This is a genomic window from Pseudoalteromonas sp. PPB1, assembly GCF_015356275.1.
Lineage (GTDB): Bacteria > Pseudomonadota > Gammaproteobacteria > Enterobacterales > Alteromonadaceae > Pseudoalteromonas > Pseudoalteromonas rubra_D.
On record NZ_JACEQV010000029.1, the window covers coordinates 36489 to 52213 of the forward strand.

15 protein-coding genes are annotated in these 15725 nt (G+C 45.9%); 8 read left to right on the forward strand and 7 right to left on the reverse strand.

Annotated elements, in window-relative coordinates; all coding sequences use genetic code 11:
- Positions 1-62: 62 nt before the first annotated feature.
- Complete coding sequence (locus IY568_RS21285) at positions 63-554, reverse strand: malate synthase (RefSeq protein ID WP_194868598.1); 492 nt, start codon at positions 552-554, stop codon at positions 63-65.
- A 308-nt stretch (positions 555-862) separates the two neighbouring features.
- On the opposite strand from IY568_RS21285, the gene IY568_RS21290 reads away from it, so the two are divergent.
- Entirely contained in the window at positions 863-2356 is a 1494-nt protein-coding gene (locus tag IY568_RS21290) for a DUF3612 domain-containing protein (protein WP_125557428.1), read from the forward strand.
- On the opposite strand, the gene IY568_RS21295 is transcribed toward IY568_RS21290, so the two are convergent.
- The 4 genes from IY568_RS21295 to soxR all read right to left on the reverse strand — a co-directional run bounded on the left by IY568_RS21295 (position 2353) and on the right by soxR (position 6732).
- Positions 2353-2814, reverse strand: coding sequence for a GyrI-like domain-containing protein (locus IY568_RS21295; protein WP_194868599.1), 462 nt, complete (start codon positions 2812-2814; stop codon positions 2353-2355). The genes IY568_RS21290 and IY568_RS21295 overlap by 4 nt on opposite strands.
- Positions 2815-3273: 459 nt before the next feature.
- The gene (locus IY568_RS21300) at positions 3274-4248 is read right to left on the reverse strand and encodes a hypothetical protein (protein ID WP_194868600.1); all 975 of its coding nucleotides are present in this window, start codon (positions 4246-4248) and stop codon (positions 3274-3276) included.
- A 172-nt stretch (positions 4249-4420) separates the two neighbouring features.
- Entirely contained in the window at positions 4421-6208 is a 1788-nt protein-coding gene (locus tag IY568_RS21305) for a DUF885 domain-containing protein (RefSeq protein ID WP_194868601.1), read from the reverse strand.
- Positions 6205-6732: a redox-sensitive transcriptional activator SoxR gene (gene soxR / locus IY568_RS21310; protein ID WP_010380658.1), complete on the reverse strand. Its 528-nt coding sequence runs from the start codon at positions 6730-6732 to the stop codon at positions 6205-6207. The genes IY568_RS21305 and soxR overlap by 4 nt, the downstream gene beginning before the upstream one ends.
- 68 nt (positions 6733-6800) lie before the next feature.
- On the opposite strand from soxR, the gene IY568_RS21315 reads away from it, so the two are divergent.
- Both IY568_RS21315 and IY568_RS21320 read left to right on the forward strand, forming a co-directional pair.
- Entirely contained in the window at positions 6801-7262 is a 462-nt protein-coding gene (locus IY568_RS21315) for a flavodoxin family protein (protein WP_194868602.1), read from the forward strand.
- A 134-nt stretch (positions 7263-7396) separates the two neighbouring features.
- The gene (locus IY568_RS21320; RefSeq protein ID WP_194868603.1) at positions 7397-9364 is read left to right on the forward strand and encodes a hypothetical protein; all 1968 of its coding nucleotides are present in this window, start codon (positions 7397-7399) and stop codon (positions 9362-9364) included.
- 298 nt (positions 9365-9662) lie between these two features.
- On the opposite strand, the gene IY568_RS21325 is transcribed toward IY568_RS21320, so the two are convergent.
- Complete coding sequence (locus tag IY568_RS21325; RefSeq protein WP_138539698.1) at positions 9663-10181, reverse strand: hypothetical protein; 519 nt, start codon at positions 10179-10181, stop codon at positions 9663-9665.
- 227 nt (positions 10182-10408) lie between these two features.
- Between IY568_RS21325 and IY568_RS21330 the strand changes: the two genes are divergently transcribed.
- The 5 genes from IY568_RS21330 (at position 10409) to IY568_RS21350 (ending at position 14800) form a co-directional block, all read left to right on the forward strand.
- A complete protein-coding gene (locus tag IY568_RS21330; RefSeq protein ID WP_125557413.1) occupies positions 10409-10867 on the forward strand; it encodes a DUF4920 domain-containing protein in 459 nt (152 codons plus the stop codon).
- An 85-nt stretch (positions 10868-10952) separates the two neighbouring features.
- Positions 10953-12164, forward strand: a complete 1212-nt coding sequence (codB, locus tag IY568_RS21335) for a cytosine permease (RefSeq protein WP_194868612.1) — start codon at positions 10953-10955, stop codon at positions 12162-12164.
- An 89-nt stretch (positions 12165-12253) separates the two neighbouring features.
- A complete protein-coding gene (locus IY568_RS21340; RefSeq protein WP_194868604.1) occupies positions 12254-13462 on the forward strand; it encodes a Bcr/CflA family efflux MFS transporter in 1209 nt (402 codons plus the stop codon).
- 106 nt (positions 13463-13568) lie between these two features.
- Positions 13569-14546, forward strand: coding sequence for a sterol desaturase family protein (locus tag IY568_RS21345; RefSeq protein ID WP_194868605.1), 978 nt, complete (start codon positions 13569-13571; stop codon positions 14544-14546).
- Positions 14543-14800, forward strand: coding sequence for a hypothetical protein (locus tag IY568_RS21350; RefSeq protein ID WP_194868606.1), 258 nt, complete (start codon positions 14543-14545; stop codon positions 14798-14800). The genes IY568_RS21345 and IY568_RS21350 overlap by 4 nt, the downstream gene beginning before the upstream one ends.
- 99 nt (positions 14801-14899) lie before the next feature.
- Here the strand turns inward: IY568_RS21350 and IY568_RS21355 are convergent, their stop codons facing one another.
- Positions 14900-15586 (reverse strand): LipL32 family surface lipoprotein, encoded by a 687-nt coding sequence (locus IY568_RS21355; RefSeq protein WP_125557405.1) that lies wholly within the window; start codon positions 15584-15586, stop codon positions 14900-14902.
- Positions 15587-15725 lie beyond the last annotated feature (139 nt).

The following is a 15725-nucleotide window of genomic DNA, read 5'->3' on the forward strand; positions in this document are numbered from 1 at the left end:
TCGCATGATTACGAGCACTTTTTACTTACGCCCAGTCTGACAGAAAGTCTAACCTTACTGGATTACAGCTGATAATCCTCGCCATTTTTGGCGCGATAGCATTTACGGTCTTGCTGTGTGACTAAGGCATATTGCACGCCGGAAACAAAGCTCATCCACATACGGCTGCCTGCTTCACCTTCTCCGGTTACGGCACTGAGGGGGGTTTCGTACTGAACATCATTCAGATGAGCTCGGTCATAATGGCGAGGCTCACAGCCAGTGTCAAAACTCAGTTCTATATGCATGCCATCTGCTTTTTTCAGCAACAGTGCACTGGGAGATTCACGATGACCGCATAAAGCAACGAATTGCTTAGAGTTTTTGAGACCACAATGTTGGCCATCGGCAAAGAACACCATTAAATGGTTGTAGTAAACGACGTAAGAGCTTACTTCTTTATGAGAGCCGAATTCTAAAGGACAATGCTGATCCAGATACTGTTTTGCAACGGTCAGCTTTTGACATTCTGTGCTGATGTTTTCTAATTCTGTTTGCTGAATTTGTGCTTTCATGTGTGTATTCCCAGTTACCAATGTTACCCGATATAAGCTTGCCTGTGTGCGGTGACGGCTTAATTGCCGGTCAAATCACCTGTTGTCGTCACAAGGCAAAATATCGCTACTATTATTAATTACCTGCTTAGTCCCGGTGGGGCGCAGAAGCTTCTGTTGACAAATTCAGTGTATGAAAAAAAATCGATAAATTTCACAAAAAGAATTTTACAGTGTAAATTTTACAAAAACTGGTCTGACCATATGCTGTGGCATAGTAGTGAGGTATAGCGTTCAGACACTTTACAGACGTAAACAGGAATGAAGCGGTGAAAAAAAATTCAGAACTCATGAGAAAGTCACACTTTCTGGGCACCAAAATTCGTAATTTACGCAAGCGAAACCATTTAACCCTAGAGGATTTATCTGCCCGATGTGTCCGCTTTGATCCACAATCAGCGCCATCGGTATCCTATTTGTCCATGATCGAGCGAGGTAAACGCACCCCCAGCAGTGATATGCTTGAGAATCTGGCTGAAGTATTTCAGAAGCCGGTAGAGTGGTTTTTGGACAATGAGCCGGAAGTAAATGAAATTACTCCACAAAAAGGTCGCCATGGTGGGATCAGTGGCATGGCATTAGAGCCTAACTTTCTATTCGACAATGAAATCTTGCAAATAGCCATTCCAGAAATGTTGTCTCAGACAGGGATCAGTGGACGTCAGTTTGCTCATCTGTTGATTCGGGCTCATCAGGAACACCACCAGAATCATTTTCCGGACCTTGAACGTGCCGCAGAAGAGGTCGGCGGCAAAGATCTCTATCTGAATGCAGAAACCCTGCTGAGCATGCTCAAAGCACAAGGGCTCGTGGTGCACTGGTTTGATGAAGCGCCAGGAGAGGTTATCGATGAAAGTGGACACATGTTTCAGCGTGTCATTACCTCTTACTTTGCGCCGCCGAATGAGGTGCATGTCAATCGCATGTTGCTGCAAAACCAGCCCAGACTTAAATACGATTTGGCCGTACATCTGGGGCATGCGGTGTTACACAACAGAGATGGACTGCAATGTGTGCTTGGTTCTGGAGGAGTGAGCGGTGGGACCAATGCGGATGAGTCTGCACCAAATGCGCAGGATATCCTCTCTGCATGGCATGATTTTGAGTCCAGCTTTTTTGCCGGTGCATTGCTGTGCCCGAAAGTAGCTTATCGACAGTTGTTAGATTCTTATGGTTATGAGACGCACATACATCAGGCGCTGGGGATCTCTCCCTCGGTAGCAATGCGCAGGATGACCGTTGCTTCGCCTTACCCACATTGGCATTATTTTGATGCCTATTTACCTGGCAAACTGAAAGCGGTATATCGCGGCAATGGTATCCCTTTGCCCTGGGGAAATATGCGTAGCGTCGCAGATCCATGTCAACACTGGGCTGTGTTTCGTAAATTTCAGGAGCAAGCTATGCAAGCCAGCGCGCAACTGTCGGTGCTCAATGTAAACAATCAACCCCGGCTTTATTGCTGTGAGTCTATCAAGGTAAATGATGTGGCGGATAATCCACATGTGCTTTGCGCCGGAATAGACTTAAATCCGGCGATCGCAGCACAGGGGCTGGATGCGAATGAAGTGGTACAAGAGTTACAGGCACTGTGTATTAAGCAGGGTGGTGCGAGTGTGGTACCCTGGCATTTGAAAAAACAATTACAAAGTGTAGCTAAAATATTAAATATCAACTGGATAGAGCGGGGAATAGCGAATGATGTACGTGTGATTTGTACACGCGGTAAAGCTTGCCCCCGACAACCTGGTTGCTATGACTAGCGGATAGAGATAGCAATCTCTACTTCATCACTTTGGTGATAGATTTCTATATCCTGGTGGTAGGCACGTTGATATGGGCAGTCACTTTGCTCGAAGTAGCGCCAAACAAGCTCCCACAGGCGAATGACTGTTTGCGGCATGTCGCCCTGGGCCGCAAAACTCAGGTATCGTCCGCCATCTAGTTGCTGGATTTGCAGTGTTTTATCTGTATCTGCATGTGCCATCAATACAGATGCATCGCAGGCAACCATAGCGTCGAAGTCTCCATGATGATCTGACTCATAGCCCGAATAGATACCATAGAGTGTGCTGCCTTCTTGTAATAAAGGGGTATATTTTTGACTAAATGTTTGCCAAAGCTGGGCTATTTGACCTTCTCCTTCGGTCTGCTCGTGATGATTATTGGTGCGGGTGCTGATCCCCACTATTTGGCGTGAATTGAACGTTTTAACTTCCATTAGATTCCCTGGTTACTCGTCGTATGTCGCGAAAATTGCTTTACTCCGAATATCTGTCCCTGTCTTCTGATACAGTCACCCATTTAGCATGACTATTAGCCTTTCCCAAGAGAGGCGGAGAGTGCAATTTAAACCAATCCACATAATGAGATAACCAATTTTGACAAAGGTGCTCGTTGTGATAACCGGGTAAAAAAGTGGCGAATCCAGGCTTGTATGACAAGTTAAAACTGAGACGCTTTTACACAGTGACCAGCAGATTTAATCCCTCATATCGGTCGCACATTAAGATAGATTAGTATTATATGTATATTTAATAGTCACTTAGACTATTAATAAGGCGGTCGAATAGTAACATAGTGTGGGTTTTAGGCAAGCCACTGGGAAATAAAATATCCATAATGATAATTTGATCAGGGACCGCAAGAGTCCCCATAGTGATGATTTTGTCACTCAATACTATTGACCACGCCAATCCCAGTCCGGATAAAAAACGCCGTTCACCGTTGCATTGTGACCTGAGATGATAGAGTTTGGCTTGTCAACGGGCTGCCACCCAGTCGCTGAGGAGTGTTCCAACTCGAATACTACATTACCCCATAGCCAGTAGGGTCCTGTGATGTTCGATTGTCTATATGCTGCGAACAGAGTTTGACCACCCATCATGATTTCTTTAACCGAGCTTTGGTTGTTCACTTCAGCCACGCCTTTGCTCCAGATTTTAAGAAGTGTAATGCTGGATTGGTTGTCACCCAGAAAATAGCCGTTACCTGACACTTCGACATCATCAAATTGATTGCTGCTGGTTGAGCGGGCCATGGAGGTATCGGTGACGTTCAATGCTACCTGACGATTGCCCTCCATGAGGTTTGCCGCTGAACTTCCGGATACCTTCAACTGTAACCCTTTGTGGTTTTTCACATAAAGCGTGCTGTTTTCATCTGCAAGGAAGGGGTAAAAAGGGGCTTTGGGGTCAAAAATATGCGGTGTTTTAAGGCCATCTATTGTGACGGTTGCATTGGCGTCAACGTGCAATGACAGCGCGTTTTCAGGTGTGTCGATTGCAAAATTACTGAGTGTGGATACCGCTGATTTGATGCGTATTGCGCTTTGCTGTTCATCGCTGTCGCTGAGCTTGACCGACGCTGTCTGCTGATCCAGACCCGTTAGTGTGATCCCATCACGTTCGATGAGAATTGGCCCCATGCACTGACCCGAAAATTCGACTGTCATGTCAAATGACAGGGCGTGAAGGTAATCGAGCATACGGCTGAGTGCCAGCGGATCATGTTCACACTTTACGGTGACGGTGTGATGGGTGCCACTGAGTGCCAGTTCTGGGGTATTTTCCGCGTTGATTGGATGTGCCGTAATGGTGCACGCACTGAGAAATAACGGGATCATAGCTCGGGTAAGTGTATTTATAGGGGTCATTCCTGTGGCCTTACATGTTGTTTTAATGAAAATAAAATGTAGCGCCGGTGATGTGGTTGGTCAATTGTTTTGACTAATTTGTTTGGCAAAGAGACATTGGTAATTAATAGTTAGGAAATCTTATTCATTAAATCAATAATCTATGCCGGGCCTTTTGACCCGGCATCAGGGCTTAGTTCATCAGTTGGCGGATGAACTTAACAGGCGCACTGCCGTAGCTGAGAAATTCTTCATGGAAAGCTTTGAGATTAAAGTCCTTACCTAATTGTTTCTTTTGCTCATCGCGCAGGTCGTAAATTTCGCGGAATCCGCTGTAATAACTGGTAAGCTGAACCTGACTGAGCGTTGCCCGGCGCCATTTTCCCTCGGCTTCGGCTCGTTCCTGGAACGCACCGTTCATAAGCAGATCCAGACCTGCCTCTTTGCTGATCCCTTTAACCTGAATGCCATAATCCAGGATAGTATTACAGATAACACGCAGGTTCCATTTGTAGTACATGAGCCACATTTCTGGCTCGAAATCACCGTACCCTTCTTCCAGCATCATGCGTTCTGTATACACAGCCCAGCCTTCAACCATGGCACCATTGCCAAAGATGCTTTTCACCAGTGATGGAGAAGTATTGGAGTAAACCAGCTGGGTGTAGTGACCTGGAACTGCTTCATGAATATTCAGAATTTGTAAAATCCAGTGATTGTACTCACGTAGCATAGAGCCAGCCTGCTCATCCGTCAGTCCATCCAGAGGCTCCACGTTATAGTAGGTGTTCTCTTTTTTCTCGTAAGGTCCCGGTGCAGAAATCGACGCCAGCGCAAAGCCGCGCATATAATCCGGTGTCTGGCGCACAACCAGCGGTTTTTCAGGATCTAATGTCAGTAAGTCTTTTTCCATCACAAAGCGTTCCAGTTCAGGGATCTGGCGTTTGATTTCGTTAACAAACTGAGACTTCTCGACATGGCGCTGAGACAGGTGTTTGATTAGCGTAGCTATGGCTTCGGCATCATTTTCGGGGCGTGTTGTATTCGGAAAATACTTGGGCCAAAGTTGCTCGGTTAACTTGATCATTTGTGCTGTTACGCGGGCTTTGTCTGCAAGTGCCTTTTGGTACATTTGCTTGGCGGTATAACCCGACTGAATATCAAACGCAAATTTCTCTTCGTAGAGTTCCTCACCGATCCGGAAGCTTCGGGCTTTGCCAGTTGATTGCATCTTTTTCTCAACCGCAGTCAGAAAATCGATGTAGCCATGGATGGCTGTTTTGGCATTCGCAAAGCGTTGTTTGAATTCTGCTTTTTCTGTTTCGCTAAAGGTGCTCAGCGCATCGACCCGGGTCAATAAGTCGTCTGTTAAAACACTAAATGCCCCATTATTTTGCTGGATACCGAGCTGGGTATATTCCAACGTCGGATCCTTGATATTTGCTTGTGCAGCGCGATAGTACCCAGGTACATAATTGAGTCGATTAAAGACCAGACGAAGTTTCTCATCTTCAGACTTAAAGCGGCTGTTCAGAATGGTCGCGAAGCCGTACGAGACATTGTAGCGACTGGGGTTCCATTGCCAGCTTTTGAACTTTTCGATTTCCCAGCGGGTACTTTTGAGTCTGTTTTCTATCAGGTGATAGTCAATTTTCAGGCTGGCACTGAGCTTTGTTACGTCAAAAGCGTGTAGTTTTGCCAGCTGCGCATCTATAAAGGCCAGGCTGGCTGCGCGGCTCGCAGCATCCGGGATGGTGATGACATCATCATATTTGCCATAGCCATAGTACATGGATTGTTCGGGATACTGTTGCCAGAATTGTTCAATAAACTGCTCTGAGAATGTTTTGAAAGCGGTTTCATTGGTTTGTTGACTGGTTACTGAACTGGCTTGCTTGGCATCTGTTTGAGTCGTTGTCTGAGCACAACCAGCCAGTGCAAAAATGGCTGCCAGAGAAAGGCTGAGCGCCGTTTTTTTCATTCGCTTGTTCCTTTATTGTGATTTTCCATATCATAACAAGATTTCGCATTTTTTGCCTGCTCAGGGCTGTCTATGAGTACTGCCCCGTTGCCCGCCTGGGCTACCATATCGTCCGGGTTATATATCGGACAGCGGCTCATAGATAAGCAACCACAGCCAATACAGCCGTCAATCATGCTGCGAACTCGCTGCATATAAGCAATCTTTTCATCTAGTTGGGTGCGCCAAATGCTGGACATTCTGGTCCAGTCATCTTTACTAGGTGTGTCGCTGTGGGGCAAAGACATTAAGGTTTGTTTGATTTCAGCCAGTGTGATGCCCATTTTCTGGCCAGCTTTAATAATGGCGATACGTCGCAAAACATCTTTTTTGTAACGCCTTTGATTGCCGTTATTACGCCAGCTGCGGATCAGCCCTTTGTTTTCGTAAAAATGAAGTGCAGAGACGGCAACATCTGCACGCTTAGCGACTTGCCCAACGCTGAGTCTGGGCTCATCTCGTTCCGGTGTATCGATTACGCTCATTTGAATGCTTTACCTCAATCTTAGTTGAGGTTTTAGACTAGCAGCAAATAACACAAAGGAGAACCGCGATGACGTCCATTATTCTTTATTCAAGCTCAAACAAGCAGGGCAATACTGCACAGTCGGTGCGAGCACTGGCGCAACAATTACAAGCCGATGCTTTGTACCTGGATGATTATGAAATACACGATTATTGCTATAATCACACCAATAAAGGCGATGACTTTCGTTCATTGTTTCGCACATTGCTGAGCTATGATCATATTGTTTTTGCATCCCCTGTATATTGGTATGCCGTTACACCGAGAATGAAGGCATTTTTCGATCGCATAACCGATTTTATGGATGATGAAACACTGCGGCCTGAGCTGAGAAAGTTGCGTACCAAAGAGTTCTCCATATTATCCAACTCGATTAATGACACCGCGCCTGTGTGTTTCACTGAGATGATCCAGAAAACCTGTGAGTATCTCGGGATGACCTGCCGTGACCGAATTCACCATCAGTACCCTTATGAGGGGGACAAATAAAATAAGATTTTTTGATTAAAAAATAGGCGTTAATTATTTCACTAAACTAAACTGTTGTTGCTGTGGCATGGTGATGGGGTCGACTCTTGCTGTGCCAGAGTAAATATCAGTAACCGTCTAAACCAGGAACTACCATGAAGATATACAAGCTGCGCAACTGGCTTGTCATATTGTCTGTTTTCATACTTGCCTCCTGCCTGGGAGATGATGACGACAATAACAACACGCCAGATCAAACTGCACAAACCACTGAAATCAAAGTGAGCCCGGCATTGGGATTAACCAAAAATGCAAATGTCAGGCTCATTTTACTCGCCACTAACACGCCCATTGAAGGGGCTACGGGCAATACCGGAGAGACAGGTGTTGCTACCATTACATTGGCTTCTGCCATTACCGAGCCGTTTATCGTTGAGGTATTGGGTGGAGGCGATGCCGAGTACTTCGATGAAGCCAAAGGGGTTTTTCTGACCCTTGGCGCCGATACGACGCTTCGCGCCGTACTAAGCTCTTTCCAGTCTGAGGTAGGGGTGACAACACTCACCGAAATCGCCGCAACTGCTATTTTAAATACCGGCGCGACCAGCGCTGAGGCCATTAATCTTGTAAATGAACAGGTTCGTGTGGCATTGGCCCCGGCACTGACAGATATTACAATGCCTCCTCAACTAATTGATGCCGCCAGCGGGGTCACAGCGAGTAGTGATCAGGCCGGTATATATGCGGTCTCTTTGGCTGCACTAGCACAATTGGGCAGCTCTGCGAGTTCACCAGCGCTGGCAATTATTGATGCATTGCGTGCTGACTTTTTAGATCTCACCATAGATGGCAAGGTAGGCGATCAGGCTTTTGAAGCTCCTTTGTATAATGCCAGTAATTTTATCAGTGAGTACACCAGTGCAATTCAGGCGTATGCACAGCAAGTGGGTTTAACCGACGACCTGAGTGCGACGTTTTCCCTGGACAACATTAAAAAGACTCTGGAAGGGTTGAGTGACATTTTTGCCAGTTTGGATCTTGGGTCTCTCGAATTGGATTTTGTTCCCGGTGGGTTATCATCTGGTTCCGGCGGAGATTCTGATGACGACGACAATGATGATAACAACGGCAATGACGGAGAAGGTAATACTTTAATTATTACTGGCTCTACGACTGTGGCGGGTGTTACGACCGGAATCAAAGAGATTAAAATTCGCAACGTACCTGCGCCTGATCCCAACGATCTCGAAACCATTAGAAAACAGATTGAAGACTCATTAGCTGAGCTAGAGGTGAACGACCTGGCGTTTGAGCTGGTGAGTAGCTCGGATACTGAGATTGTCGTTTCTGTGCGTTACTCTGTTACCACTCAGGGAGTCACTGTGACATCAGACCTTACTTACACCTGGACGCTGACCGGAAAAGACGATGACGACGATGATATGGATGATGATGTCATGTTGCCTGAAGTGCTCAAAGGTAAGGTGTTTGATATGGTGTTTATGCTTTCGGAAAGCGGCAGCAGCTATGCCGATGGGCAAAAAGTACGGTTCACATTCTCCAGTTCAGGCATGATGTTTATAGACACGGATCCAGAAGCCGGTAATGGTGACGAAATGTCGCTTGATGATGTCATGATGGAAGGCAGCGAATACGTTTATAAAGATGACGGGTTTATCTACAAAGTGTCGGTGACTGAAACGGGGCTGAATGAAATCAATTTGTTTACCATGGAAAATATGTTTCTTGGTTCGTTCACTATTGATGGGGGCGACGAAATTGCTAACCTTGAATTAGTCACCGCAAGAGCCGGGGAGTATAGAGTTGTAGGTGAAGGTCATTCACGCGGCACTGTGGTGATTGGCTCAGATGGGTCTATCGACTTTGACACAGGTATCAGTTTTGCCCAAAGTGATATTGTGATTATTTATGATCGCACTAATCTTGAGGAAGAGAAGCGTATACAGGTCAGTTACGGTGCGGATAATAACGAACCGTTAATTAACTTGTTCTTATCAGCAGATGGTAGCACCATCACCAGTATTCAATATCGTATCCTAAAAGATGAGGTAGATATTATGGTGACGGTTGAAGGTACCGTTACTGGTGGAGGCGGTGGTTAATCAGGCTAACTGTGATAAAGCGGGTGAGGGCCCGCTTTATCTTTTTATGTATTGGCCTGGTTCAATACCAATTTCACTTAATACTTGGTCTATTTGAAGTAGCAAATAGGACGCTAACAGCGTTAAAAATTTCTCATTTAGAACAACTAAATAGCAAAATTTTTGCCTCGCCTGCATGGACGTAGGTGCCTCAGCGATAGCAGGACGCGAGAGCGGTGTTTTCGACCCTGTTTTCTCGCCTCAAAATAGATCACTTAATTAAGAAAATTGGTATAAGCAGGCCGACTGCCTGGTGTGATTACCACTTAAACAGTTTACATCTTTGCTGGGTATTGCCCTGATAATTGGAAACTACAATAGGCCCAACTTTTGACTCACGGATTGGATCAAAGCTAAATGTATTCATGTTAACGTCAATCGTCCCGTTGCTATCCAGCTTATAGGATACTTGCAACTTAGTGCTGCCGACTTCAAACAGGCTTAAAAACTCATTGTTCAGCAGGTACTGGTCAATGACTACGCCATTGTTTTCATCAATTGCATAATGGCCCAGGTTTTCGTTGAGTGTCAGCAAGCTGTAGTTGCGAACGTTTTTGCGTGCGCCTTCTCCGTAGGTCACAATCCAGTCTGCCTTGTTATCGACGGATGCGCCAACCTCAAGTGACATTGGAAATTGATAAAGCGTGCCGCGAGCCGGTGAGATCACTTCACACTGACCTTTGTAATACCCTTGCCATTGCTCAGCTGAAGCCTGGGCCGTTGTACTCAGCATTGCCAAAACCGAGAGTGCTAGAGAAGATTTAATCATCTTATTCATATTATTTTCCTTTTTGTTAGTGTGGTTTACCCATTCAAGGTAATTACATCTTTTTTAAGATGCAAGACGGTATGTAATGGATTGTAAATGGGTTGCATCTGGGGTGTTTTCATGTGTAATTAATTTGTGTATATTAAAAGGTTTTTTGCTTTGTTTTTAGTAAGAGCTTGTTATGATTGAATTATCTGAACAGCGAATTACAAAAAATCTCTAACCTGGAGGACTGTATGTTAATTAAATTCTGGCTGAGCTTGTTTGCTTTGCTGTGTGTGATGCCCAGTTTGGCGCAGCCGATAGAGTTTGGCGGTGGTGCTGACAAAACTAACATTATTGATGCCGCACGTTTATTAGCTCAGGCGCAGCAATATCATCAAACTGATGTCACGGTGAAAGGGGTTGTGACAAAGGTGTGTAAAAAGCGCGGTTGCTGGATGACACTCAAGGTCGAAAAGGGGGAGCTGATCACGGTGAAAGTGCGTGATGGTGAGATGGTGTTTCCGATGGCGGCGATTGGTAAAACTGCGCTGGCAACAGGCCGGTTTGAGGTGTTTGAGTTGACGTTAGAAAAGTCGCGTCGCTATCTGGCTCATAAAGCAGAAGAAAACGGCGAAGTCTTTGATTCTAAAGCTTTGAAAAAACCAATCACGGTATACCGGTTGAAACCCAGTGCAGTGACAATTCTCTGATCAGGCGCTTGATTTACTCCATAATTTTTCCACTGTTGTGTGCTGTAATTAAGGGAATAGTTTGTTATACCAAAAAGGCCACAAAGTGACTGAAGACAGTAATTATGGACTCAAGCCCGTTCCGGAATCCGCCAGAAAAGGTGGCATAGCATTATCCCTATTAATGCTGGGGCTGACGTTTTTCTCCGCCAGTATGTGGACAGGGGGAACCCTGGGGACGGGGCTCTCATTTAACGATTTTTTTCTCGCGGTTTTCATTGGTAACTTGTTACTCGGTTTATATACAGCCGCGCTTGGTTACATCGGGGCCTCGACCGGTCTGTCTACACATTTACTGGCGCGATTTTCATTCGGTATCAAAGGGTCATGGCTACCTTCTTTGCTTTTGGGTGGCACTCAGGTTGGCTGGTTTGGCGTTGGGGTAGCTATGTTTGCTATTCCTGTTCACAAAGCAACTGGCATAGATACCAATGTGCTGATCATAGTGGCGGGTCTTGCCATGACAACGACTGTGTATTTTGGTATCTCAGCGTTGATGGCGTTGTCTGTGATTGCTGTGCCGGCTATTGCGTTACTCGGGGGGTACTCTGTATGGCTGGCGGTGCAGGATGTTGGTGGGATCAGTCAATTGCAATCGCTTGTACCGACAACGCCACTGCCCATCAGCGCAGCAATTGCACTGGTGGTTGGGTCGTTTATCTCCGCGGGCACCTTAACCGCTGATTTTGTTCGCTTTGCCCGTAAGCCTGCGAGTGCCGTATTAATTACGCTGATTGCGTTTTTCCTTGGAAACAGTCTGATGTTTATTTTTGGTGCGGCGGGTAGCGCGGCAACCGGAGAGTCAGATATCGCACAGGTATTGATGTTACAAGGCCTGTTGTTGCCCGCAATTGTTGTGCTGGGCCTGAATATCTGGACCACCAATGATAATGCACTGTATGCATCTGGACTCGGATTCGCCAATATTACAGGCTGGTCAAGTCGTAATCTGGCAGTGCTTAACGGCATTATTGGTACGCTTAGCGCATTGTGGTTATACAACCACTTCGTCGGCTGGCTGACTTTTCTGTCTGCCGCGATCCCCCCAGTTGGGGGGGTGTTGATCGCAGATTTTGTTCTTAACAGGAAGCGCTATCACGCGTTTGAGCACATGCAATGGCAAAGTGTGCGTTGGAGCGCCATTGCTGCGGTCGCTTTGGGTGTGCTGGCAGGTCATTTTTTGCCTGGGATTGTTCCGTTAAACGCAGTATTAGGAGCTGCCGTGAGTTATGGCATTTTTTCTCGCTGGGAGAAGTAGTTAATGCGCTGAGTACAGCGGGAGGCGAGGTGCAGATTGATACGTAAACTGATACAATCCACGCCTCCTAACTTTGTATTTGGAAATTCATGGACGATTCTGCACGCGTTTTCAACACCCGAATTCTACTCCCTCTGCTTGCCAGTATTGTGGCAATTACGCCGCTGGCAATCGATATGTATCTACCAGCAATGCTGGTAATTGCAAACAGTTTGGGCACAAGCATGCCGCAAGTGCAGCTCTCGCTGAGTATCTATCTTGCAGGTTATGCGCTTGGCATGCTGGTATATGGCCCCTTGGCCGATCAGCTTGGAAGGCGTAAGCTAGCCTTATTTGGACTGGCTGGCTTTGCGCTGAGTTCATTTTTGTTGGCGTTCAGCAGTGATATTTTGCATCTTTGGGGACTCAGAGCGACTCAAGCTTTTACCGGTGCTGCTGCGACGGTTGTGGTCCCTGGTATTATTCGTCATATCTATCAGGCTAATACAGCCAAAGGTATGTCTTATGTTTCTATGATCATGATGCTGGCGCCTTTGGTTGCGCCCAGTGTTGGGTCGGCTATTCTGGGCCTGGCCAGTTGGCAATGGATTTTTCTGACCCTGGCAGGTTACGCGCTTGTGGTTATGGTTCTGGCCTATCTCTATCTGGTGGAAGTACCCATCTATAAAAGTGATAAACGTGGGCTTCATCTATTTTTTGATAGTTATGCAACTGTGCTTTCTAATCGGGCGGCATTACCAGATATTGCCAGCTCAATGCTGGTCTCGTTTGGCTTTTTTTGCTTTCTGACTTCTGCACCTTTTATCTATCTTGATTATTTTGATGTCTCAGAGCAGCTGTTTGGTGTGCTCTTTGCCTTTAATGTGGTTGCCCTGATGTTGGGGAGCTTTGCAAATACCCGCCTGGTGCCTAAGTTAGGTTCCAGAAAGATGCTCTATCTCGGATTAGGCCTTGGTGTTGCAAGTGCCACTGCGTTACTAGTATTCAGTCTGTTTGACTTATCCTTGTATTATATGGTGTTTAGTATAGCGCCGCTGATGATGAGTCTGGGGATCATTGCAGCAAATGCAGATGCCCTGATTTTACTGGAATTTGAAAAAAACAGCGGAACAGCAACGGCGGTTATCGGTACTTTACGTTTTGGCAGTGGAGCCTTGGTTGGACTCTTGCTTGCGCTTCTGCATGCAGATAACACATTGCCTTTTGCCGGAATAATGTTTGCGGCTATTTTGTTGACAGCAATGGTGCAATACGGGCGTTTTCGCCAATACAAGGGCTGTCCGGAGTTAGATAACTAAAGTTAGACAAAGCTAAGACTTAGCTCACCTGAAAATGATTATTGTGGACAAGTCAATACTTTTTGTGTAACGTTTTCCTCATGTTTTTGCTAAAAAAACAATAATAATGCAATACATAGCGGAGCTGATATTTGAATTTATTCGGGCTATTGAACTACTACTTGTCTACCCTGTAGCCGAAATTCTTTCTAATGAGAGTGTGTTTGTCGCAACCAATTTATTGATTGCGATTGTGTTCTTGTATTACAAAAAGCGCAAACAAAACAGACGTGTTAACTGGAAAACCCTGAAAGGGGCCTTTCTTTCCACCCGGATCTGGTGGAGTCAATCCAGCCGTATCGATTATGTTTCTTTGATGGTCAACTCTTTTTGCCTGGCCAGTGCTGCGCTGCTGATTGACAGGTACCTGAGCGGGGGAGCGATAAACGACAGTCTGTTTGTATCTGCATGGCTGGAGTCGCTTGTCGGTCCCAGTGAAATAAACGTGTCACCACAAACCTCGGTGGTCATGACCACCGTCATTGCTTTTGTGGTATTCGACTTCTTCAACTACTGGTATCACAGAATTTTGCACCAGTATCCATATTTATGGCGTATTCATAGCCGCCATCATAGTGCGACCAATCTTACGCCCTTTACCAATTTCCGCGCTCACCCTCTCGAAGCGATACTCCGCCTGCCAGTCACCTATTTTGCCAGCATGCTGGTGGCAGGGTTATGCAGTTATTCGCTGGGGAAAGATGCATCAGAAATGTTGATTCTGGGCACCAATTTATTCGCGTTTAGCGTGTTACTGCTTGGCGGTACGTTAGTCCATTCACATATCTTTTTGCGATTTCCACGCTGGCTTAGCTATCTTATCGTGAGTCCGGCTATGCATCAGGTACACCATAGTTGTAAGCCAGCGCATCGCAACAAAAACTATGGCAGTAATCTGGCCATCTGGGATTGGATGTTTGGTACCTTATACCTGCCAGACAGTGCAGAGCCGGTGTTGTTTGGATTGTCACAACACAACCGAACGCAACAGAGTACTCACGCCTTTTTCTTTGGTAATAACATGATTAAACAGGAGGAAAGATGAAAAAAATAGTGCTAGGCACTGCCGTTGTCGCAGTGTTCGGGTTGATGTTAAGTGGTAAAATTGAACGCAGTGCAGACAGTTTTGTGAGTAAGCAAAATGTGGTTGAAAATTATGGAGTCGAAAACTTCAGTTCAGGCCGCTCTCGTGCAAATGGTAACCGTGCTGCGGGAAGTTCACTAGTTAAACAGGGGGGCTGCTCGGCAGTTTTACGTCATGTCGACAGCTGGTTCGGTCTGAGTAAATGTCAGGCCTGAGCATAAAGATAAAGTAGTACGAGTGATAAGTTAAAATGCCAGCCCTGACAAAACGAAACAGCGGCTGGCATAATTTAATTGGCTAGGGATGTATCTGGATTACAGCTTTTTGTTTACCAGTGCATCCAGCTCGGACAGAGAAGCGGCAATCTTTACGCCCGGAACATTCGTACCGATTGTTGCTTCAAACGAGCCTTCAACAGAAGAGCGGAACGAGGTAAATCCGATACGATAGACACCACGGACCAGTGCTTCAGTTGGGTTATTCATAGAGGTTGTTTTACGCAGCAAAGAATTGTAGCTTGCGCCACTTGGGTTAGCTGGTAGCTCACTGCTGTCGTCATTACGGCCCAGGTTTTGTAACACTTTACCACCATCAGAGATACTGTTGCTATCTATGATGTTCATGCGATCCAGTACGATATAAGTGTCGAAGAACTTATTGGCATCCTTCGCCATACCTGGTTTAAAGTTTGCGTGAACAAAGTCGCTGTCACCTGGTGTAGCAACTGCAGGTGAAATCATAGAAACACCAATTTCATCGACTGCCGCAGGGACCCAGACGTACAGGTAGTAGGTATCTTTACCTTTGTACTTGCCTTCCGGTACAACCGACTTATCAACGTAACCGAAGTAGTTACTGTAATTGGCGTAAGGTAGACGCGCTTCTATACCAGCTACACCCTCAGAGACAGAGCTCTTTAAATGTGGACCAGTGCTCATACAGCCTGCAAGAGTGGTTAGCGCAATTAGAGGGAGGATCTTTCCGGATAACTTCATTTTCATTTTGTTGACTCCATGTCACCATTTTTAATTTCGTTCGAATTATAGGCATGTACTGCAGAAAGTAAAACAATTTTTTACACATTTATCATGGAACTAGCGAAAGCGGGTAGTTGGCACCGTTACCACGGCTTATCACGCC

Bases quoted from the DNA above. Each gene is read 5' to 3' on its own strand.
- IY568_RS21285 (WP_194868598.1), bottom strand. From the start codon at position 554: ATGAAAGCACAAATTCAGCAAACAGAATTAGAAAACATCAGCACAGAA.
- IY568_RS21295 (WP_194868599.1), bottom strand. From the start codon at position 2,814: ATGGAAGTTAAAACGTTCAATTCACGCCAAATAGTGGGGATCAGCACC.
- IY568_RS21300 (WP_194868600.1), bottom strand. From the start codon at position 4,248: ATGACCCCTATAAATACACTTACCCGAGCTATGATCCCGTTATTTCTC.
- IY568_RS21305 (WP_194868601.1), bottom strand. From the start codon at position 6,208: ATGAAAAAAACGGCGCTCAGCCTTTCTCTGGCAGCCATTTTTGCACTG.
- soxR (WP_010380658.1), bottom strand. From the start codon at position 6,732: ATGAGCGTAATCGATACACCGGAACGAGATGAGCCCAGACTCAGCGTT.
- IY568_RS21315 (WP_194868602.1), top strand. From the start codon at position 6,801: ATGACGTCCATTATTCTTTATTCAAGCTCAAACAAGCAGGGCAATACT.
- IY568_RS21320 (WP_194868603.1), top strand. From the start codon at position 7,397: ATGAAGATATACAAGCTGCGCAACTGGCTTGTCATATTGTCTGTTTTC.
- IY568_RS21325 (WP_138539698.1), bottom strand. From the start codon at position 10,181: ATGAATAAGATGATTAAATCTTCTCTAGCACTCTCGGTTTTGGCAATG.
- IY568_RS21330 (WP_125557413.1), top strand. From the start codon at position 10,409: ATGTTAATTAAATTCTGGCTGAGCTTGTTTGCTTTGCTGTGTGTGATG.
- IY568_RS21340 (WP_194868604.1), top strand. From the start codon at position 12,254: ATGGACGATTCTGCACGCGTTTTCAACACCCGAATTCTACTCCCTCTG.
- IY568_RS21345 (WP_194868605.1), top strand. From the start codon at position 13,569: ATGCAATACATAGCGGAGCTGATATTTGAATTTATTCGGGCTATTGAA.
- IY568_RS21350 (WP_194868606.1), top strand. From the start codon at position 14,543: ATGAAAAAAATAGTGCTAGGCACTGCCGTTGTCGCAGTGTTCGGGTTG.
- IY568_RS21355 (WP_125557405.1), bottom strand. From the start codon at position 15,586: ATGAAAATGAAGTTATCCGGAAAGATCCTCCCTCTAATTGCGCTAACC.